Source organism: Microcoleus sp. PH2017_12_PCY_D_A, from assembly GCF_020738565.1.
In the GTDB taxonomy this organism is placed as follows: Bacteria; Cyanobacteriota; Cyanobacteriia; order Cyanobacteriales; family Microcoleaceae; genus Microcoleus.
This window is the reverse complement of sequence record NZ_JAEQCI010000139.1, coordinates 1,866-21,589: the sequence shown is the minus strand read 5'-3', so window position 1 is coordinate 21,589 and position 19,724 is coordinate 1,866. Positions and strand designations below refer to the sequence as shown.

The window sequence follows — 19,724 nt, the reverse complement described above, 5'->3', positions numbered from 1 at the left end:
AAAAGTGGCATACTTCAATCCATAAAATCCCGCGCTGTTTTTTTAAGTGACCCAACACATCAAATTGTTTTCCATTACACACCCAAACATTCTTCGTGGCTTAATCAAATAGAGATTTGGTTCAGTATTTTGGTGCGTAAATTACTAAAAAGAGCAAGTTTCACGAGTCAGTACGATCTGAAAAATCGCATCCTCAATTTTATTAACTACTTTAATCAAACAATGGCCAAACCTTTTAAGTGGACATATAAGGGTAAAGTCTTGGCGCGATCGCAAATGATTTGTAAATATCTTGCCCCCTCCCCTTAGTAAGGGGAGGGTTGGGGTGGGGTAAAAAATTTACAAATGATTTATGACTGCTATAGCTCTACTTAAAATTACCTGAAAGCTCTGGATCAATGGTCTTACTGCCACCCACAGCCAACCACTGGTCTTGGTGGCATTTTGACCATCTCCATTCCGCTGCTGAAATCCAGTCTCATCTACTCCCACAGTCGGCTGCTGCTGGATGTAATGTTGGGCTTCTGTGACCGCATCGCGGCGCTGCCTCACTCACTTCTGTCCGTAGACGATTGATAGTGCCGACGGACATTTGTTCGATGACGAGCCGCTGTACTGGTGGGACTTCCACTACTTGATGTCGGTAGGCTTGACCACTATTTTCAATCCCTAGGATGCCTCCACATCCACTACATTGCTGCGGGTAATGGTTGATTACTTCTTGACACATTTGGGTCGGGTATAGCTTCCGTTCGTGTCCCGAATGTCCTAGTTGCCCACCCCGCTTCTTGCCGGTGGGTTCCTTTCGATTGGGCTTAAATCCTTGAGGATTCTTCGATGGTGGTTGTGATGAATTTGCCGAAGTTCTGGCTAATTGCTCTTTGAGAAGCTCGTTTTCTGTTCTCAGTTCCGCTATTTCAAGTTCAACCCGATCCATCCTACGCACTAATTCGTAAATTTGTTCGAGGACGCTATCTGGCACTTGCGCCCACTCTGCTGGGCTGATTGCTGCCATTAATTCCGGCACTGTCTTCTCCATGTGCCTCACCTTATCAGATTTTTTGGGTTTTTGCTACCCCCGTGAACTTCTACCACGAGTGTCAACGGTAATGCAAGGGTTCTGTGCTATTTTACCTGTTTTCCTTGCACAAGTCGCACGGGTAGCGCGATCGAAACTCAGACAGCGCCACCTGATGGCGCTTATTCAGCAAGCCCTAAATATAGAACTGCCGATGGCTGAAGTTTACCGCCGGATTAGTCTTTAAGGGCGATCTTTCTCATCTCTCCCCACACAAAAAAACCGGGCAACTTCACAGCTACCCGGCCATCTAAACTTTAGACTTCAGATAAATCTAAAATCTTCAACCTCAAATTATTAAACAGCGACAGTCTTCTTAGCAGAAGAGCTCAAGTCGCCCTTTGCATACTTAGCTGCAAAATCATCCAAAGACATTTGCTTGATCTTTGTACCGTGACCGGCGCAACCGAAAGAGTTGTAGCGATCGCTACAAACTTTCTGCATATACTTGATCGACGGCTTCAAGAAGTGGCGGGGATCGAACTCATCTGGCTTAGCAAACAAAGCTTCGCGCACCGCTGCGGTAATCGCCAAACGGTTGTCAGTGTCGATGTTGATCTTGCGAACGCCGCACTTGATGCCCTTTTGGATTTCTTCCACAGGTACGCCGTAGGTTTCGCGGATAGTGCCGCCGTTGCTGTTAATGATTTCCAGCAAATCTTGGGGTACAGAAGATGAACCGTGCATTACCAAGTGAGTATTCGGCAAGCGGCGGTGAATTTCTTCGATGCGGCTGATTGCCAAAATTTCGCCAGTCGGCTTGCGGGTGAATTTGTAAGCGCCGTGGGAAGTGCCGATCGCCACTGCGAGAGCATCAACGCCGGTTTGCTCGACGAAATTAACAGCTTCTTCAGGATCTGTCAGCAATTGATCGTGGGAAAGCGCGCCTTCAAAGCCGTGGCCGTCTTCTGCTTCGCCCATTCCTGTTTCCAGAGAGCCCAAGCAACCCAGTTCGCCTTCAACGCTAACGCCGATCGAATGAGCAACTTTGACAACTTCGCGAGTTACTTCAACGTTGTATTCGTAGCTGGCGGGAGTCTTAGCATCCGCTTCCAGAGAACCGTCCATCATCACGCTGGTGAAACCTTGGCGCATGGCAGAATAGCAAGTGCCGGGGGCATTGCCGTGGTCTTGGTGCATGGAGATGGGGATGTGAGGATAGGTTTCAACTGCTGCCAAAATCAAGTGGCGCAGGAAATTTTCGCCCGCGTAGGAACGAGCGCCGCGAGAAGCTTGCAAGATCACGGGGCTGTTGGTTTCGTCAGCAGCGCGCATGATCGCTTGGATTTGCTCCATGTTGTTGACGTTGTAAGCCGGTAGGCCGTAACCGTTTTCAGCCGCGTGGTCGAGCAGCAGTCGCATAGGTACAAGCGCCATAGATATTCCTCCTAATTATTTGTGTTTCTGGGCAGTGGATTTTGAACAAGCTCAATTCTTACGATAATCTTAAGACAATTTGTTGCCGATCGCGCATTATGTTTCCAGATTTCAATTTAGACTCAAAAATCCACATTGCTCAAAAATAAATTCAGGGCAAGCCCGCTGGGCTTGCCCTGAATTCCCGATGAAAGCTAGAATTCATTCTGCTTTCTACATTTGACGTTCTGCCTGAAAAAATGGGTCGCCCGGGATTTGAACCCGAGACCAATCGGTTAAAAGCCGAATGCTCTACCGCTGAGCTAGCGACCCGCAAAAACATTGTTACCGCACACAATTTCTAATAGTAGCACCCATCATTTCAAATAGCAAGTGTTTTTCAAAAAAAAGTTGCAGTCATGCGAACCAGCATCTCGCAAGTCGCTCCCGGCTGCAAATAAATCAAGTGTTCGCCAGTATTTAGGGCATTTCTAGGAGCCGTCCAAGGTTCCAAACAGTAAAAATCCTTGCCTTTGACAGTCCAGAAAACCAACTTCCCATAGCTGGAGTTGTAACTGACGGTGAGCCGCAAGCCCCGCGCCGCGTCAGTGACAGTAGCAGCAAGACCGGTCAGTTCGTCAAAGGAAACATCAATTTCATCCAGAGTCGGGTCAAAAACCCCTGTGAAATAACCTTTCTTGTGAGTGTGGTGATCTCTGTACTGCATCCCTGGAATCTCAAAGCGCAGATTTGTCTTGTCTGGAGCTAAAAAGTAAGGATGCAAGCCGCTAGCAAAGGGCATTGGTTCGTCACCAAGATTGGTGTATTCCTGCACAATTTCCAAAGAATTGCCTTTAATTTGATAAGTAAAAGCTAATTGGAAATCAAAGGGATAAACAGTCTGAGTTTTCTCGCTGCTGTTGAGTACCAGGGTAAGAGCCGCGCAACCCTCCGTAAATTGTTCCGTCGCCGTCCAAGGCAAATCGCGAGCAAAGCCGTGTTGTTTGAGCTGGCGCTCCACTCCCTTGTGGGTGTAAGTGTCGTCCGGCAGATTGCCACAGATGGGAAACAAGATGGGAATCCCGCCGCGTACAGTTAGAGCGGGATTGGCGAACCGTTCCGCGTCCAAGTAGAACATTTCTTTGCCTTCAACCAGCCAGCTAGTGGCAATACCGCCCCGTTCCGGCACAACTTCTAGGGTAGAGTTAGCGGTTTCGTCGGAGAGGATATAGGTTTTGTACTGCTTTTGCTTCAGCGCGATCGCAAACACATTTGTCATTGGTAGTAGGTCGTCGATCATTGGTTGTTAGTAAATCGGTCGTTAATAATTGGTCGCTGGTAGTTGATTTTCGCCCATTACCACCCTTTTGCTACCCCCGTCCCCACGTTCTCCGCTATAGGAGGCAGGGCGATGCGCTGCGAGCCGCGGTGGCTGCTTTTGCCGGGAACGACCCTGTTTGTCGGCTGCTCTTTGAGTGCGACTTTGAAAGATACATCGCCCCTTGGGGGAAGAGAGCTTTGGGGACTGAGTACCCCTCCCGAACTCGGAGATGGTGGCGAAATGAACGGTTCTTTGATGAATGGTTCTTTGGTAAACGGATCTGGTTCCCGGCTGGGATTTTGAGGTTTTGTGCGATGGACGCGCGGTGGCAAATCTTGACTCGGAGGCGGACTCGACGACCTAGCAGGCCCTGTCCCGTTCTGGAAAACTGAGGAGTTGTCCGGCTGTTTGGGCAAAGCCGGTACAGCGGGCAAAATCGGAGTAGGTTTGGGTTGTCCTGGGCCTGGCAGATTGGTTTCTCCTGTCGGGGGGACTGGGGAAGCCGACCCGGGCCCGTAGGTACCGTTTTGTGCTGCTCCTGGTAAGGTCGAATTTGGAGTTTTTGGCGCCAATGCGGGGTTGATTGGGGCTTCGAGAACCACAGAAGAGCGCATCGGTCGATCGAAAATACTAGAAATTTGCTCGACACGTTTGAGGATACGATCGCCCGCGGCTCCATTCACCACTTTGGGCTGAAACTTTTTCACCTCCACAGGCAAAAATTCTACCTTCATATTCCTGTCTTTGAGCGATACTTTCAGGACTGCGGTATCGTAATCGCTGCGAGCATTCGCGCCGAAGATAAAATTACCCAGCGAGTAAACTATCGGGCGACCCTTGTAAACTTCGGCACCTTGCAGGACATGGGGATGGTGTCCCACTACCAAATCTGCACCTTGATCGATCGTGAACCGAGCCAAATCTATCTGCCAGTCCCCGGGATAATCTGCCAATTCGACTCCCCAGTGGTAATTCACAATAATCCAGTCTACCTGACCTTTGAGAGCTCGAATATCCTCTGCCACCCGATTGTTACGGCGGGGGTTGGTGCCAGCCTTACCTTGGTCGGCAGCATGAAGGTCAGCATCGTAATAACCGAGGTACGCGATCCGCTGACCCTTAACCTCAATAATATCTGGACGCCTTGCTTCTTTGATATCTCTACCGGCTCCCAGATGCCCTATACCAGCATTATTTAGAGTATTTATAGTTTCCACCAGCCCCGGTTCCTCGTAATCCATAGCGTGGCTGTTTGCCAGATTGACAATATCCACTCCTCCTGCTGTTAATACTTTCACCGATTCTGGATCGGCTTTAAAATTTAATTGTTTTTTGCCAGAACCCAAGGTAGAGCGAGTCAGGGGGTTTTCTAGATTAACCATCGACACATCTGCTTGCCGGTACTCGTCCATATTGGCAAAAGCCCAATGGTAATCGTTGCCAGCAGATGCGGCGATCGCATCCGATAGATTCACATTTCCTCCGAACATCAGCGTTACGGTGGGGTCGTAGGGATTAGCAACCTGCTTTTGTTGCACTACAGGTACTAATTCTAAGGCCGCTTGCACCGCATCGGGACGTTTGGGAGGCGGCCCCGACATTACCGCTGCTTGCTGGTAAGCGGAGGCTGGAGACATTAGCCGTAGGGCTACAGCCTCGTGGTAGCTAACCCAACACCCTAAAATAAATGATGCCAGTGCCGAGCCCACTAGCAGTAGAGAACGATATGTTTTAAATTTAACCCAATCGACGACCAATAGGGAACGGTAACGCCGCTGGTTGCGGTTTGCCGGAGTCACAATTCGGACTGACTGTTTCCAGAGAATCTCTGGTTCCCCAGCCAAGCGCGCGTGAATTCGCACTCCTTCTACTGCTGGCGAGTTGAGTCTCCAGAGTTGGTGACAAATAAATTTAACTAAGCCTTCGCGGAGAGTGTTTGCCAGTAATGTATTCTCTGGTGCAAATCCGCGCTGGAATTCAACTAGGATTTGGACGCAGCCGGCCCCGGCCTGTTCGACGCGGGCATAAATCCCCTCGGGTCGCAGCAAGCTGTCAATCCAGTAATTCAGGGCCTGAAAGTTGCCCGATCGCGCTAGCTCCAAGATAGACGGCTGCGACCAATTTTCTGCATATACCATCAATTAGCCTCCTTAACACGTTCGAGCGATGATTTCAATTTGTTTTGAACGGAACTACAATTTTTTTTAGCTTAACCGCCACTTCGCTGCCCGTTTTGAAGCTAGTTGTTGGTTGCCACCATTTTCTACATTTAGGTGATGCCTGCTGTCAGTGATTTTTATCACATTTTGGTATCGGGATTGGCGATTTTTGATTTTTGATTTGGGATTTGACATTTTAGATCGAGTCAACCGGCTGCCGGCTAGCGCTCAAACTAACGTCCAAATTTGAGAGTTCCCTAGTAGGTATCTGCAAAAAACCAAGTCAAGAACCTGGATCCTGCCTGTTCCACAATAATTATTGGAGTTCCCTAGCGACTTGAGACAGAAGACTCTCAAGGGATATATGAAATTGAGATTTTCCAATTTTAGCGGTAATTGCGGGCGATCGCGATCGACAAAACAGATGCTGCTAGGGGTGCGAACTCCTACAAGGCGTGTCAACAACCCGCTAAGTAGTATTCAGTCTGCTGGCGATCGAGTCAGTTCGATTTATAGTTTACAATTGGGGAAATTTTCGTTCTCTAACTTCTAGGGAATAATCTCGGACAGCTTGGGTAATTGTCGATCGCAAATTGACGTAAGCTTTCGCAAAAGGCGGTTGTTTTTCCGAAAGTCCCAACAAATCGGAAGTAACCAAAACTTGTCCGTCGCAGTGCGGCCCCGCGCCGATACCAATGGTGGGAATAGTTAGTTTTTGGGTAATTTGAGCCGCTAAGTCTGGGGGAATGTGTTCTAGGACGATCGCAAAGGCACCGGCTTCTTGAAGTGCGATCGACTCTGCGAGAATGCGATCGGCAGATTCGGCTGTTTTGCCTTGTTTTTTGTAACCGAGTTGGTGTACCGACTGGGGAGTTAAACCAACGTGTCCCATCACCGGAATGCCGGCGGATGTTAGGTGCGAAACGGTGGCCGCCATTGCTGGATATCCGCCTTCCAATTTTACAGCTTGAGCGCCGGTTTCTTTCAAAACTCTCCCGGCCGAGTGCATGGCTTGTTGGGAACTTTCCTGGTAAGTCAAAAACGGCAAATCCACAACAACTAATGCTTGTTTGACTCCGCGACGGACTGCTTTAGCGTGGTGCAGCATTTCATCGAGGGTTAGGGGTAGCGTAGTTTCGTAGCCCAATATTGGCATGGCGAGGGAATCGCCGACGAGGATGATGTCAGTGCCTGCTTGGTCTAGTAGTTGGGCGATCGCATAATCATAACCGGTCAGCGCCACAATTCGGCGCCCTTGCTGTTTCCACTGAATCAGTTGATGTGTAGTTACTGCCATTTGATTGCAAAAATATCTAGCCTTTTTTAGATAGATGAACTATGTCTGGTAATGGCTAATGGCTAATGGGGAGGAAAGGTTTTGAACCACAAGTTTTTCGGTGATTGCCGATTACCTTTTTTCATTACCTATTAACTTTTATCCGATTACCTATTCCTCAAGCTTACCAGGAAAAATTAGTTGAAAGCCGGAGCCCCGAGCGGGAGAAATTTAAAACAGATGATTCATTACTCCAATTCTCGGACTTCCAGGTAGAGGTCAACGGGTGCATCTGGCGCAAGGAAGAGGGCTCTCGCATGACCGCATATAAGTTATTAGTTATCATCTCCTATTTTCTGCGGTCATGCGAGAGCCCCTACGGATATATTCGCTTGCATTGAGATGCACCCGAGGTCAACTGTCAACTGTCAACTGTCAACTGAATGAACTCATATTTCGCTCGAACTGTTAGATGAATTGTCGATCGCCAATTTTTGCCTAGTCTCGCTCGAACGCCTCGCAGCATCCGCTAATTTCAAAGCGTACAAACTACTGGTATTCTTGACGTACAACGGCGTACCGTTTAACAAACAGTCTAACACCATATCGGTATCCTTAGCAAACAAACCGCGCCGCGTTCCTACTGGGATAGTCTGCCGATTTTCTCCCTGAATCAATTGACCGGATTCGGGAGTAAAAATCAGGGTTCCGGCTTCTCCGTAGATAGTAAAAATGTTTTCTGATTGCCAAAAAGTCTCTCCTTTTCCGTAAACAGCTTCAGCGACAACACCATTGGTAAAACGCAACTGTGCGTTGCACAAACAAGCTTTGTAGAAATCCGGCTGAGTGTCCCAAAATTGAGTTTGACAGTTAACGGTTCCCACTTCTCCGAACAAATCAGTAAATCGGTGCAGTCGAGAAATTGCCCCGATTAAGGGAAAGCCAAATAGGGAATGCTGAAAAGTCCAGCGCTGCGCTACGGTACGCTGAGGGGTAATAGTAACGTAGCGGGCATAAAAAACTTTACCGATTAATGGTAAGGATTCTTTGATTGAGGAGTGCAAACCGCCTAAGAGTTCGATGTGTTCGATGTGGAGGAGTTTTTGCTTTTGGGCGGCAAGGGCGATCGCCCTTTCGGCCTCAGATACGTCTAAAGATAGAGGATATTCGACCACAACGTGCTTGTTATTTTCCAACGCCGCGAGGACGATCGCCCCGTGATCCCGGTTCACAGTACAGACAATTACCAAATCTAAATCGTCTCTTTCTACCAGCTTGCGCCAAGAAACCTCAGCCTCGGCGCCGAATGTTTGACAAAATGCTGCGGTTTTATCCGGGTTGCGGCCCGCCACTGTTACTAAGTGCGATCGGGCGTCAGCTACCAGCGTCTCGGCCCTCAACTTAGCCGCAAAACCAGTACCCACAATCCCCACGCGAAGGGGAGCATTTACTGCAAAACCAATGCCAGTATTAATTTGAGTCATAGGATTTTAGATTTTAGATTTTAGTATAGTTAAAGATTTGCACCCAAGTCTGGCGCGGTATATCGCAACCGCCACATCGGCCGCGGACATCAATAATCTCATGAACAAAGCCCATATCAGTTAAGCATAAATGGTTTGATGCCCGTACTGTGCAACTGTCATAAGAGGGCGGGCACGGGGGCACAGCCCCTACCACAGGTCAACTGTCAAGCGGTCAACTAGGAGGGCGGGCACGGGGACACCGCCCCTACCACAGGTCAACTGTCCACTGTCCACGGCTGCGGGGACAAATTCCAGCAAGTCTCGCTGAAAGTCGAGGACACACCCCATAGCAAAATCGGATTTTTTGGTTGTCGGGTTCAAAACAGGATTTTTTTCCGCAATCGGGTTATTTGGCGTAAGTCTTGCGGCAACAGTATCACACGGCTGAGCCCAACATAGGTATAAGTAATCAAGATGAAATTAGAAAAAGTTATAACTAATCCCATTCAAATTTTTTGTAAATAAGTGTTGCAAGCTTACTTCTTTCCCCTACTATCATAAAGGGAACGAACCTAGAAGCTAACCTCAAAGCTAATAGAGCCTTGAAGTTTGCATTAGGAAAACTTATCAATATTGTTGAATTTTTGAGAGGATTTAGTGCATGGCAACTTACAAAGTTACCCTCATCAGCGAAGCCGAAGGAATCAACCAGACCATTGACGTTGATGACGATACTTACATTCTTGATGCAGCAGAAGAAGCAGGACTCGACCTCCCGTATTCTTGCCGCGCTGGAGCTTGCTCCACCTGCGCCGGCAAAATTACTGCTGGCGAAATTGACCAATCTGACCAATCTTTCTTGGATGACGACCAAATCGAAGCCGGATTTGTTCTGACCTGTGTCGCTTATCCTAAGTCTGATTGTACGATCGAAACTCACCAAGAAGAATCCCTCTACTAATAAAGGATTCACAGGCGCGATGCGCTAATTGACCCGGTTTCTTGTTTGCGTAATTGAGCTGTTTCAGCTTAATTACGTTCAGAAACTGGGTTTTTGTGTTGAAAGATGGCGATCGAAGATCCGACGTGCGGTTGAAATCGCCCGGTTTTCTTGTCCCAAGCGTGTTGTCTTATAAACCAATATGCTTGGGTTAACACTGTTTATCGCCCGGAGATCCCCCTAAATCCCCCTTAAGAAGGGGGACTTTGAGAAGATTCTTGTTCCCCCTTTTTTAAGGGGGGTTAGGCAGGGTGGATTTATTGTGCGGAGAGAGGTACGTAGTTGGGCTTTAGCCCTCTTTAGACGTATAGATAAAGAGGGCTAAAGCCCAACTACGTACCTTTATCCTTAGTTTCTAATTTCTTATCCCGACAATAAAACCACCCTGCTTTTTAAGGGGGGGGTTAGGGGGGATCTGTCTTAACCCAAGCGTATTGTCTTATAAACTATTCCCGCCAAAATGTAATGGAATCGTTGAGGGGCACAACTTGAGCGCCGGGAAAATAAAAACTCAGAATTCGATCGCCATTCCAGCCTAAATTAGCTAAATTGTAAGAACCAGTTTGACTCATTCCCACCCCGTGTCCGAAACCGCCTCCGACAAACGCATAACCGTTGAGAGTTTTGTCAGGATTGTAAATCGGTTCGAGGTAAAACAGCGTGCTAATCGGCGGATAAAAAGCATTGCGAATCTCATCTTTATCGATATCGATGGGGCCTAAATCAGTTTGTACCTTCATTTGCAAAACTCGACCGGCGGCCGAGCGTTGCACCACTTCAACTTTTGTGAGAGTTTTAAAATTAGCTAGCGGGTGCTTTTTCTTCTGAAGATACTGCCGCAGAAATCCACCAATCGATGTCAGCGAGACTTGTTCGCGCCAGCGGAAGGTTTCTTCTTTTTCCTCATTAAACCCTGCTTTGAGAGTCATAAAGCGGCGGAAGTTGGTTTCGTCAGACAAGCTCTGCTTTGTCAAGTCCCAGAGGTTTTTGGGGGAATCGACGATCGATCGCAAATATGGACGTTCTGGGCCGTGCCACACATCGCCGAAAGTTGCCGTTACGCCGCCGCTAGACGCTGAATAGAGCGCGTCTACGAGCTGATTTTCGTAAGTTAGGACTAAACCTGCTGTTTGGGCGATCGCGCGATCGCTCTGCGGGAAAACTTCGGTCAAACCTTTATAAACTTGACAGTTAACATCAGCGCACAACTCGTAATTATCCACAGCAAACCGGCGCAAATTTCTCAGCGCATAAGTTCTCGCCAAAATAGTTTGAGCGACAATCGAAGCGTAGGGCGAAAAAGCACCAATTTCGTGAGGAACAACTCCCCGCAAATAAGTTTCGGTCGGCACATTATTGACTAAAGTATAAGTACCGTAAGAATTTTTTTGTAAGTGCAAACTGCCACCGTAACGGCGAGTTTGTTGAATAGCTTTTTCTGGATCGATAGCTGTCGCCTCTTGGGTAGTTTGTTCCAATACCTCAATTACATTTTTCCCCGCCGTCACATCCAACTCATTGCGGTTGAAACGAAAGCCATTTAAAACCCAAAAGGTTTGAGGTATTTGTTTAAAAACTTTCGTATCTAAAAAAGCAGTTTTATTACCTTGAGCTTGCAAACTTTGCAACAGCCAGCGCCGCACCAAAGGAGAATTGTAAGTATCTCTTTTCGCCCAAACTTGCCAGCGCAAAGGTTGAGCAATTTCCACATCAATGCCCTTAGCGCGCCACTGATTGGCGCTATCTTCTGCACTCTCGAAACTGCGGTGGGAGCTCAGAACAACTCGTTCTTCTACTAATGGCGCTTCCAGAGGTTTATTGGCTATTTCTAGCTTGATGCTAGCGGCAGTTTTGGTTTCTATGCCTTGAGGAGTTTTGTAACTCAATGTTAAGCTGTCACCCGGTAATGCTTTCAGCGTGAGTTTATCGGTTGGTTTAGTGCCAAAGCGCTGCACGACGCCGATTTTGATGACTCTATTTTGGGGAGTTTGGGCGTATCCAGCAGCGCTGAAAACGGGCAACAGGCACAATGCGGCGAAAACAGTGCTAGAAATGCAGCTAAACCATTTGTAATTGGGAGTTGGAGGTGCTTGAGCGAACACGGTTATCTATCTCCCGATAGTTGAAATTTGGGGATTTTTCATTGTACGTTAGCACATTTGGCGGCTGCGGAGAGCGGAATTCCCCAAGATAGGCTGGTTTGGTTGCGAGAATTCTCCTCATGTAAGCGTGTCATTGCGAGCTCACGAGCGTTGCAATCGCAAAAGGCGTGTCAACAATCGCGTTAAACCCGAAGTCCGGCAAGGGTTGAAACCCCTGCCTCAAAGCTGAAGTCCTCTGAAGAGGACTGATGATTTCTTTAGTCCTCATAGCGAGGACTTTCGCTATTAGACAGGGGTTTTAACCCCTGGCGGTCTTTCGGGTTAAGCGGTCTTTCGGCTTAAGTTCACACTAATAGACAATGACGTTTCCCTACCCCAGCATCTGTACTTCACTCAACTAACAACCGGAATAATAGTCGTAGGGTGCGCCGCCTGAGAAAATCCCTAAAAAAGAGCAACTTTTCGAGTAGCGACGCACCTTCCAAAATAGTTGTGTCCTGGTGAAACCGGGTTTCTTGCGTGATTTCTCGCTACTCAACACAAAATTTCGTAGAAACCCGGTTTCTAGCCTCCCATGAGAAGCCCTGAAACTATCCAACCTTCAGGAACTGGTTTTTCACATACTCGATGAATACAGGCTGGAGTGTGAAAAGCGTTTTCTCACCTTGTTTCACTTTTTCAATTAATAAACGCCGTCCCAAGGATTGCACAGCTTGTAATAAGGCTGACGGGGATAATTCGAGATTGGCTGAAATTTTTGATATTTCAACTGGTTCGGCTTCACTAGCTAACCAGGATATCACTTGTTTTTCTGATTCAGATAGGCGATCGCACTGCTGGTGCAGCAGAGACTCTAAATCACCTAAAAATAGGGTATCATAGGAGAGAAACTCGGAAACGCTGCCGCCGAATAAATCTTGAATCATAGTTGCAATTATATTTAACCAGAGGGGATTGCCTCGGTAAAGGTCAATCAGTTGTGACCATTTCTCTTCTTCTGCTAATCTTTTTTCTCTGAATATTTCCCCTGCTTCCGCGCCCAAACCGTTGAGTTGCAGCGATTTACAGGGGCGGTTTTCGCCTTCTAGGGCGGCAATTTCTCTGGGTTTTTCCCAACTGAGGAGAATTAAGCAACTGTTGTGGGATGATTCTGCTAGTTGTTTGAAGAATGTGCCGTAATTTTCATAGCCCGGTTGGTAGTGGCCTGCGAGTTGTCGAGGAGTGAAAATCGTTTGTAGGTCATCGAGGATGATGAGACAGCGGGATGAACGCAAATGCTCAATAAGTGAGGGCAATTCGATTTCTTGTTGCTGGGAGACGAATTTAATTAAGTTTGTTTTTTCTGGGATTAGTTGGAGAGTTAGGGCGGTTTTACCAATGCCGGATAAGCCGTATATGGTGATGAGGCGGGTGCGGTTTTCCAAAATCCACTGTTTGAGGGTGGTGAGTTCGGATGTGCGATTATAGAATAAGTTGGGTTCTGGTGTATCGGATAAGTCTAGTCGCTGTTTGGGCTGAGTTTTGCTAGAGGTTTCCTGATTTTGCTTTTTTAAGTTTGGGGTTTCTAAGGATTCAGGATTGTTTCCACATACCTTGAACTTACCAACTTGTGCATTGTCGCCAAAATGTGATGAAACTATGGACAATTGCCATCGTTCCACTGTGTATCGAAAATTAGATTGATTGATATCTTCGCCTAATGTTTCTGATAAAAGCTTCCATAATTTTGAGGCGACCTTTTTAACATGAGCTTCGCTACGGTAGCAAGTTTTGGCAATCTCTGGATATTTCTGGCGCTGCCAAGTACCACGCAATATACCTTCTTGTAGATTATCGAGGTGTTTTCCGGTTTGGGAGAATATGATGTCGTCAGCCAATTTTAAGACTTCTTGAACTTCCATAGGTGTTGTAGGCAGGTTGGTTTTGCCTATTCTATCCTACTTTATCCTACTGTTTAATACTTTGGCAACTTAATCCTACTATTTGTTACTGATTCACGGCCACTAAAATCAAATAAATCAATACTAAATGCTACGCAATATTAATAGACAAAAATTATAAAATCAGACATAATGACAATTATACAGTTATAAAATAATTCCTTCCAGTCAAGCTATAGCGGTGCGCTATGCAGGTAAAAGTTGAAAAATATTAACTTCAGTCAGCATATCTGACCTGCAAGATATAACACCCTTAAATACACTAGGGAGGAGAAAGGCATGAGTATAAGTACGGGAAACAACGTACAGAGACAAAATGATAAAGTTCTTGTAATAGACAAACCAGAACCTATACTCGTTACCAAAAAGGTCGTGAAATTTGGTTCTTATGTTTATCAATTTCGCAATGTTACTGGATTTGGATTTGCAAATGTCAAAACACCTTATAAAGTCCATCCTTTAGTTATCTTAATATTGCTTATTTTGGGCGCTATTTTAGTTAACCAAAGCGATCAAACTCTACAACAAAGTGGAATAGCAATCTCTGTATTAGGATGTGGTGGAGTTATTGACAACTTGATGCAGCCGAAGCGAATAGGACTTGAATTATACGTAAATTCTGGAGACAATGTGATATTTGTCACAGCAGATAAATCAGGCGTCAGAGATGTGATTTCACAGTTATGCGAATTTATGGAGAGTGACACAGAAGATATCAAGGTAATTAATATTAACCAAACTCATGCCACAATAGGTGTTGGCTATGCTGAGCAATTGCAATCTGGACAAATAGGTGGCCAAATAGATAACAGACAACAATAGTTAATTCTTAATACGGAGATATTATGTCAGAACGTAAAATAAATCTCGACCAAAGTCAGGCTTCAATAGGTGTTGGCTACAGTGAGAAAGTAGAGGCCGAGCAAATAGGTGGAACTATTAACAATTACTCACCGGAACAAAGGCAAACTCTTGCCGATGCAGCCAAAGAAATCCAGGAGCTTTTAGATCAGTTATCTCAGACTTACTCAACAAAAACGTATGTCGAGAAACACGAAGTTGCTACAAAAGCTATGGAAGAAATTCAAAAAAAGCCCGATGTGAAGAAAAAGGTACTTAAAGCTTTGAAAGCAGGTGGAGTAGCCGCACTAATGGAACTTACAAATAATCCGGTTGTGAAAATTCTGACTCCAATGCTTGAAAGTTTATTAGAAGAAAGTAAGTAAGCCTTATTATCCAGATTTTAGAAAAAGTGCGATCGCCCATCATCTCCCAACTTGTGAAAAGGGCGATCGCCCTTTCAACATCAACTATTCAAACTAGCTCTGACATTCTCAGTCGCCCTTCTACAGGCTCATACTCATCTTCTAAAAGCCAATACTGCGCCTCATCATAACTCTGACTAGAAAACACAACTTTATAACCCTCAGCCGGATCGTAAATCCGACAATTTCCCTCAGCATCACTTAGTAACAAAAGCAGATAAGGCGGTGAAAGATTTGGATCGATCCATACCTCTGTAAACTGCCAGTTATTCTTTACTAGGTCTGCTTCTAGGCGTAACGTGGTATCTGTTTTCTGCATCAACTTTTATCTCTCCGTAATAAAGTAAAAGACGGCTACCATCCGGGTCAACTCTATAACCAATTGATTCAACAAAAAACATACCATAACGATCGTAGCCCCGAATCGTACCTGTAAAGTCTCCATCTTCTATTATGGCTTGAGCTACCTGATTCATCGTAGGTTCATCGTTAAAAATATGAGCAGCACGTCCTTTATTTAGCAATCTTCTCATTTGTGGCGTGTCTGGCAGGTGTTTAGCAATGTGCCGGCTGTCAAGGGTGATTTGGCGCTTAATTCCACTCATCAATTAATTGAATCGCATACAAGTATCATTAAATCACGCGATCGCCCTTACATCCCAAATTGTCAAAAAGCGCGATCGCCTTTACTCAGGCAAAGTCAAAATAGTTGTAGCCTCAGCCAAGAGTTTACACTTGACTTTATTGTTTTCCCCCTCAATAAGACAATGAGCTGGATTATCCTGCAAGGGATCGTGGCGGATAATGAAACCTAAAGAACGGGCATATCCTGCTACCAACACACCCACTTTTGTAGTGTCAGGATTTCTCGCACGGGCTAAAACTTCCTGGGGAGTTGTTAGCCTCGCTAACTCAACTGAGATACTGTTATCAGGTTTTCCTCTAACCTGGAAAGCAACTGATTTTACAGTACCATCCTCATAAAGATGTACATGAGGAATCCGACGATAAAGAATATCATTGTCTGCAATTTCTTCTAGCATTATCTCATCCTGACTTATGGAATCAATAGCTGAGACACCACATTCAGGACTTCAGATAATGATACCTCGTTTTTCTCCTCAAATTTTCTCTCGTTTCCTTCTCCCTTAATTAGTAGATAGCTGAAACTCATATCAGGTTTAATTTCCACTTCTAGATTGCCGTATGGGCTTCGCCATTCCAGTTGTAGGCTACCATTAGCAATTGGTGCTGCATCATAGGGTAAAATTAGATCGCCAACTAAAGGCGAAAGAGAGTATTTGATATGAATAAGCAACTGACAGGCTTTTACAAAAGCAACGGGCGAAACTGCTAATGCACCATAAGAATCCCAGTCAGGTTCTAGTTGGGCAAGTTGCGTCAAGCGCTCTAATATGGGATCTAACGAAACATCAGTTAATGTTGCTTGAGACATGGCTTTTATACGATAATATTTTCTATTATACTATGGTTTTTGTAGGGTGCGTCAGGGCTAAATGTGACGACCACAGACTAAACATTTTTCCCCTGACGCACCCTACGGTTAGTTAGTTATTTGGTAAGGTGCGTTGCTATTAGATTGTCGCTATTAGTTGAGGGATTGTCGATCGCGACACACCCTACAGCTACAGTAAATATTGGGTAAGGTGCGTCGCTATTAGATTATTAGGTTCGTAGTGAGGACTTCAGTCCTCTAATTTGGAAAAGGACTGAAGTCCTCACTACGAACCTATCTTAATTTTAGGTAATTTAACGGAAACGATATCACTTACTGGCTTGCTGCTTCCAATATTGACAGGCCGCATAGGCCAAGGTGACAGCGCCGGTCACAATGGAGGCTTCATCCACCTCAAACTGCGGGTGGTGGAGGGGATAGTTCGGTTTGTCAGGCAGTCCCACTCCCAAGCGAAACATCGTTCCCGGTGCGTGTTCTAGATACATTGAAAAATCTTCCGCGCCGAGGGATGGTTCTGGTAAAATCTGAACGCGCGATCGCCCTAAAGCTTCTAAAGCCGCAGTTTCGACTAATTGCGTCAGTTTTGGGTCGTTTTGGACTCCGGGCACGCCGCGCTTGTAGGTGAGTTCGTACTTAGCGCCGTAAGTCTCGCAGACGCTGGAGACAATTTGTTCGATCCAAGCCGGCAGTTTTTCGTGGGTTTCTGGATGCAGCGATCGCACGGTTCCCAATAATTTTACGCGATCGGCAATCACATTCGGCGCGCGTCCGCCGCTAATTTGCCCGATCGTCAAAACCACAGGCCTCAAAGGATTTTGCGTGCGGCTGATCGCCTGTTGCAAAGTAGTAATTATCTGAGAAGCAATCCAAATTGCATCGATCGCCTCGTGAGGGCGCGCACCGTGGCCGGATTCGCCAATTACAATCACTTCTAGGTCATCTGCCGCCGCCGTCAGGGCCCCGTGGCGGATACCGATACAACCGCCCGGAATCGTCGGAAAAACGTGCACTCCGATGATGCCATCAACATCTTGCATCGCCCCATCTGCTACCATCCAGCGAGCACCTTGGGCAATCTCTTCCGCCGGCTGAAACAAGAAACGGACGTTACCGGGAAGTTTTTCTTTTAACTCAGACAATATCATCGCTGCGCCCAAACCAACCGTAGTGTGGATATCGTGGCCGCAGGCGTGCATCACTCCTTCGTTGCGCGAGGCAAATTCTAAGTGAGTGCGTTCTTGAATCGGTAAAGCGTCCATATCGGTGCGAATTGCTAGCCACCGGGACTCGCTGCTGTTACCTTTGAGTTCGCCGAGGACTCCTGTTTTGCCTATTCCTTCGATCGCGCGGACTCCGCTGGAAGCGAGCACTCCGGCTACGTAGGCGGCGGTTTGATATTCTTGGCCGCTGAGTTCGGGGTGCGAGTGGATGTGGCGGCGAATTTCGATTAAGCGGGGTGCGAGGGTGGCTGCTAGTTCTTGGATGCGGGCAAGCATGGATTTGTTGGGGAGAGTTTTGATTTACTAGGGTAACGTAAATGCTTGGGTGTGACACTGAGATTTGTTTTTATTAACCGCAGAGGGCGCAGAGTACGCAGAGAGAAGAGGGAAAAGAGAGTTAGGTAGAGATGGGGAATAAGAGTCTATATTGTAGGTTTGAATGCAGTTTTTTAGTTGAGAATATTTTCTATGATTAGTTTTGGATTGTGGAATTTGTTTATTATCATTGCAGTTGCTTTTTTTCTCAATCGTAATTGGCGATTAGGCCAGGACAAAAAAGTATGGCAAAATTCTTTATTTTTAAAACATCCTTCTATCCAAAAGTTGAGGTATTTTTTTTCTAAACCTATCGTTAACTTTATTTGCCAAGCAGTGGTTGTATTAATTCTCACCAGATTCCTCTGTTATACAGGTTGGCTGGTTTACGATCTAACTCATCGGCCAGAACCGCCTTACTGGGATTTTAAGTGGTTTTATGTAGCGGCTAAGTTAGCACACCAGCATTTGAGTCCGTTTAATGTCGAGGTATTTAACAGCGGTTTCTGTAGCATCACAAAAGTGTGCGGGTTGATTCCATCCTTTGTGTATCCACCTAATATCATTCCTCTGCTATGGTTTCTCGGTTATTTCCCGATGAAGACTGCATTCACAATCTGGATTGTACTGCATCCGATCGCAATAGCATTAGTTTTATGGGGAGCAAATATTCTGTTGGAGTCGCAGTCACGAGCTTTGAGAACTATTTGCAGTATATCAATTGTATTGCTCTACGGTTTCGTCTTCGACCTGCAAGTTGGCAATGTGGCAACTTTTATTGCCCTGATGCTGTTGTGGATGTTTATTTTTGCCAGTAAAAATCAGGATATACCTGCGGGAATCTTATTGGGAACTGCCCTGTTTAAACCAACCTTAGTTATCTTTTTTATTCCTTATTTTTTAATCAAAAGACGGTTTAAGCTAGTTTTTATCTCGATATTCACGGTAATTTTTCTAGCATTTATCGGTCTAGCTGTAACGGGCAATTCCTTAACAGGATTTCTACAGGATGCGATTCGCGGTTTTCCACTGTGGTTGAACGATTCATCAAATAATGCTTATATTTCTATGAGTCGCATCGATTTAAGGGTTTTGGGGCCGAGATTTTTCGCGCACAGTCCGTTAGTTGCTAAGCTATTTTCTGACTTGATTGTTCTGTTGTTAATTGGTTTAGTGAGTTGGTATTTTTACAAAGAACAATCTCGCACTGCTTGGTCAAAAAGTATTTACTTGTCTGAAATGGTGCTAATTTCCTGTTTGAGTATTGCGATTAACTATTCACAGCCCACCAGTTTGGTGATGTTAGCACCTGCGGTTGTGTTTTTGCTGAATGATTTATGTTTTCAGATTAAACATTGTGCTTTTTCTCGGCAAAGAATGTCTGTTTGGTTGTTAGGAGTTGGCTGTCTTTTCGTGCAAACAGCGGTGGTTCATCGCTGGCTGTTAGTCTTTCTCGGGAAGCGGTGGAATTGGAAAGCGGGAGAATTGCCTTATATCTTGAAAGTCACTATTTTTTCGTTGCCGAGTTATGCGATTTTAGGAATTACCTTAACTGTTTTAGTCTTGGCGATTACGTCTTTTCGCAAAACAGAAGTCTAGGTTCGTAGTGCGGACTTGAGTCCGCAAAGATTAAGAAGGACTGAAGTCCTCATACCATTTTTCTTTCTCCGCTGCATGGAATAGATCCTTTACCGGAAAGGATTTTAGGCGAACCAGGTCGTGGACCTTCATAGTGAATTGGTATAAGCC

The 19,724-nt window shown here is 45.9% G+C and carries 19 protein-coding genes and 1 tRNA gene; 6 read left to right on the top strand and 14 right to left on the bottom strand.

The window, feature by feature from the left end:
* Positions 1 to 9 precede the first annotated feature (9 nt).
* Complete coding sequence (locus tag JGK39_RS29000; RefSeq protein ID WP_293322545.1) at positions 10 to 309, top strand: transposase; 300 nt, start codon at positions 10 to 12, stop codon at positions 307 to 309.
* A gap of 30 nt (positions 310 to 339) precedes the next feature.
* Here the strand turns inward: JGK39_RS29000 and JGK39_RS33755 are convergent, their stop codons facing one another.
* Both JGK39_RS33755 and JGK39_RS28995 read right to left on the bottom strand, forming a co-directional pair.
* Positions 340 to 492, bottom strand: a complete 153-nt coding sequence (locus JGK39_RS33755) for a hypothetical protein (protein WP_366049337.1) — start codon at positions 490 to 492, stop codon at positions 340 to 342.
* Positions 479 to 1,039, bottom strand: a complete 561-nt coding sequence (locus tag JGK39_RS28995; RefSeq protein ID WP_293298393.1) for a DUF6444 domain-containing protein — start codon at positions 1,037 to 1,039, stop codon at positions 479 to 481. The genes JGK39_RS33755 and JGK39_RS28995 overlap by 14 nt, the downstream gene beginning before the upstream one ends.
* Before the next feature lie 58 nt (positions 1,040 to 1,097).
* Here JGK39_RS28995 and JGK39_RS28990 point away from each other — a divergent pair, with 58 nt between their 5' ends.
* On the top strand, positions 1,098 to 1,265 hold the full coding sequence (locus JGK39_RS28990; RefSeq protein ID WP_293262919.1) for a hypothetical protein: 168 nt from the start codon (positions 1,098 to 1,100) through the stop codon (positions 1,263 to 1,265).
* A gap of 110 nt (positions 1,266 to 1,375) precedes the next feature.
* On the opposite strand, the gene fba is transcribed toward JGK39_RS28990, so the two are convergent.
* From fba to JGK39_RS28960, 6 genes are all read right to left on the bottom strand, one after another.
* On the bottom strand, positions 1,376 to 2,455 hold the full coding sequence (gene fba / locus JGK39_RS28985) for a class II fructose-bisphosphate aldolase (RefSeq protein ID WP_293260858.1): 1,080 nt from the start codon (positions 2,453 to 2,455) through the stop codon (positions 1,376 to 1,378).
* 240 nt (positions 2,456 to 2,695) lie between these two features.
* Positions 2,696 to 2,767, bottom strand: a tRNA-Lys gene (locus JGK39_RS28980).
* Positions 2,768 to 2,834: 67 nt separating this feature from the next.
* Positions 2,835 to 3,734, bottom strand: a complete 900-nt coding sequence (locus JGK39_RS28975; protein WP_293298389.1) for an aldose epimerase — start codon at positions 3,732 to 3,734, stop codon at positions 2,835 to 2,837.
* Between the two features lie 56 nt (positions 3,735 to 3,790).
* Entirely contained in the window at positions 3,791 to 5,893 is a 2,103-nt protein-coding gene (locus JGK39_RS28970; RefSeq protein ID WP_293260864.1) for a CapA family protein, read from the bottom strand.
* Positions 5,894 to 6,431: 538 nt separating this feature from the next.
* Positions 6,432 to 7,211 (bottom strand): 3-methyl-2-oxobutanoate hydroxymethyltransferase, encoded by a 780-nt coding sequence (panB, locus tag JGK39_RS28965; RefSeq protein WP_293260867.1) that lies wholly within the window; start codon positions 7,209 to 7,211, stop codon positions 6,432 to 6,434.
* Positions 7,212 to 7,639: 428 nt separating this feature from the next.
* Entirely contained in the window at positions 7,640 to 8,674 is a 1,035-nt protein-coding gene (locus JGK39_RS28960; RefSeq protein ID WP_293260870.1) for a Gfo/Idh/MocA family oxidoreductase, read from the bottom strand.
* Between the two features lie 643 nt (positions 8,675 to 9,317).
* Here JGK39_RS28960 and JGK39_RS28955 point away from each other — a divergent pair.
* Positions 9,318 to 9,617, top strand: a complete 300-nt coding sequence (locus tag JGK39_RS28955; RefSeq protein ID WP_293129326.1) for a ferredoxin — start codon at positions 9,318 to 9,320, stop codon at positions 9,615 to 9,617.
* 485 nt (positions 9,618 to 10,102) lie between these two features.
* Here JGK39_RS28955 and JGK39_RS28950 read toward each other — a convergent pair whose 3' ends face one another.
* Together JGK39_RS28950 and JGK39_RS28945 are read right to left on the bottom strand one after the other, a co-directional pair.
* Positions 10,103 to 11,758, bottom strand: a complete 1,656-nt coding sequence (locus JGK39_RS28950; RefSeq protein WP_293260873.1) for a SpoIID/LytB domain-containing protein — start codon at positions 11,756 to 11,758, stop codon at positions 10,103 to 10,105.
* A gap of 590 nt (positions 11,759 to 12,348) precedes the next feature.
* Positions 12,349 to 13,659, bottom strand: a complete 1,311-nt coding sequence (locus JGK39_RS28945) for an ATPase (protein WP_293322542.1) — start codon at positions 13,657 to 13,659, stop codon at positions 12,349 to 12,351.
* Positions 13,660 to 13,977: 318 nt separating this feature from the next.
* Between JGK39_RS28945 and JGK39_RS28940 the strand changes: the two genes are divergently transcribed.
* Positions 13,978 to 14,520: a hypothetical protein gene (locus JGK39_RS28940; protein ID WP_293298386.1), complete on the top strand. Its 543-nt coding sequence runs from the start codon at positions 13,978 to 13,980 to the stop codon at positions 14,518 to 14,520.
* 23 nt (positions 14,521 to 14,543) lie between these two features.
* Positions 14,544 to 14,924 (top strand): hypothetical protein, encoded by a 381-nt coding sequence (locus JGK39_RS28935; RefSeq protein ID WP_293298383.1) that lies wholly within the window; start codon positions 14,544 to 14,546, stop codon positions 14,922 to 14,924.
* Between the two features lie 305 nt (positions 14,925 to 15,229).
* On the opposite strand, the gene JGK39_RS28925 is transcribed toward JGK39_RS28935, so the two are convergent.
* The 4 genes from JGK39_RS28925 to JGK39_RS28910 form a co-directional block, all read right to left on the bottom strand.
* Positions 15,230 to 15,568, bottom strand: coding sequence for a hypothetical protein (locus tag JGK39_RS28925; protein WP_293260888.1), 339 nt, complete (start codon positions 15,566 to 15,568; stop codon positions 15,230 to 15,232).
* A gap of 81 nt (positions 15,569 to 15,649) precedes the next feature.
* Positions 15,650 to 16,006, bottom strand: a complete 357-nt coding sequence (locus JGK39_RS28920) for a hypothetical protein (protein WP_293260891.1) — start codon at positions 16,004 to 16,006, stop codon at positions 15,650 to 15,652.
* Positions 16,007 to 16,020: 14 nt separating this feature from the next.
* Positions 16,021 to 16,419: a hypothetical protein gene (locus JGK39_RS28915; RefSeq protein WP_293260894.1), complete on the bottom strand. Its 399-nt coding sequence runs from the start codon at positions 16,417 to 16,419 to the stop codon at positions 16,021 to 16,023.
* 329 nt (positions 16,420 to 16,748) lie between these two features.
* The gene (locus tag JGK39_RS28910) at positions 16,749 to 17,936 is read right to left on the bottom strand and encodes a M20 family metallopeptidase (protein WP_293260897.1); all 1,188 of its coding nucleotides are present in this window, start codon (positions 17,934 to 17,936) and stop codon (positions 16,749 to 16,751) included.
* Between the two features lie 375 nt (positions 17,937 to 18,311).
* Here JGK39_RS28910 and JGK39_RS28905 point away from each other — a divergent pair, with 375 nt between their 5' ends.
* Positions 18,312 to 19,574, top strand: a complete 1,263-nt coding sequence (locus JGK39_RS28905; RefSeq protein ID WP_293298380.1) for a glycosyltransferase family 87 protein — start codon at positions 18,312 to 18,314, stop codon at positions 19,572 to 19,574.
* Positions 19,575 to 19,724: the final 150 nt, after the last annotated feature.

Excerpts from the sequence above, each read along its gene's own strand:
- JGK39_RS28995 (WP_293298393.1), bottom strand. The coding sequence starts at position 1,039 with ATGGAGAAGACAGTGCCGGAATTAATGGCAGCAATCAGCCCAGCAGAG.
- fba (WP_293260858.1), bottom strand. The coding sequence starts at position 2,455 with ATGGCGCTTGTACCTATGCGACTGCTGCTCGACCACGCGGCTGAAAAC.
- JGK39_RS28975 (WP_293298389.1), bottom strand. The coding sequence starts at position 3,734 with ATGATCGACGACCTACTACCAATGACAAATGTGTTTGCGATCGCGCTG.
- JGK39_RS28970 (WP_293260864.1), bottom strand. The coding sequence starts at position 5,893 with ATGGTATATGCAGAAAATTGGTCGCAGCCGTCTATCTTGGAGCTAGCG.
- panB (WP_293260867.1), bottom strand. The coding sequence starts at position 7,211 with ATGGCAGTAACTACACATCAACTGATTCAGTGGAAACAGCAAGGGCGC.
- JGK39_RS28960 (WP_293260870.1), bottom strand. The coding sequence starts at position 8,674 with ATGACTCAAATTAATACTGGCATTGGTTTTGCAGTAAATGCTCCCCTT.
- JGK39_RS28955 (WP_293129326.1), top strand. The coding sequence starts at position 9,318 with ATGGCAACTTACAAAGTTACCCTCATCAGCGAAGCCGAAGGAATCAAC.
- JGK39_RS28945 (WP_293322542.1), bottom strand. The coding sequence starts at position 13,659 with ATGGAAGTTCAAGAAGTCTTAAAATTGGCTGACGACATCATATTCTCC.
- JGK39_RS28940 (WP_293298386.1), top strand. The coding sequence starts at position 13,978 with ATGAGTATAAGTACGGGAAACAACGTACAGAGACAAAATGATAAAGTT.
- JGK39_RS28935 (WP_293298383.1), top strand. The coding sequence starts at position 14,544 with ATGTCAGAACGTAAAATAAATCTCGACCAAAGTCAGGCTTCAATAGGT.
- JGK39_RS28925 (WP_293260888.1), bottom strand. The coding sequence starts at position 15,568 with ATGAGTGGAATTAAGCGCCAAATCACCCTTGACAGCCGGCACATTGCT.
- JGK39_RS28920 (WP_293260891.1), bottom strand. The coding sequence starts at position 16,006 with ATGCTAGAAGAAATTGCAGACAATGATATTCTTTATCGTCGGATTCCT.
- JGK39_RS28915 (WP_293260894.1), bottom strand. The coding sequence starts at position 16,419 with ATGTCTCAAGCAACATTAACTGATGTTTCGTTAGATCCCATATTAGAG.
- JGK39_RS28910 (WP_293260897.1), bottom strand. The coding sequence starts at position 17,936 with ATGCTTGCCCGCATCCAAGAACTAGCAGCCACCCTCGCACCCCGCTTA.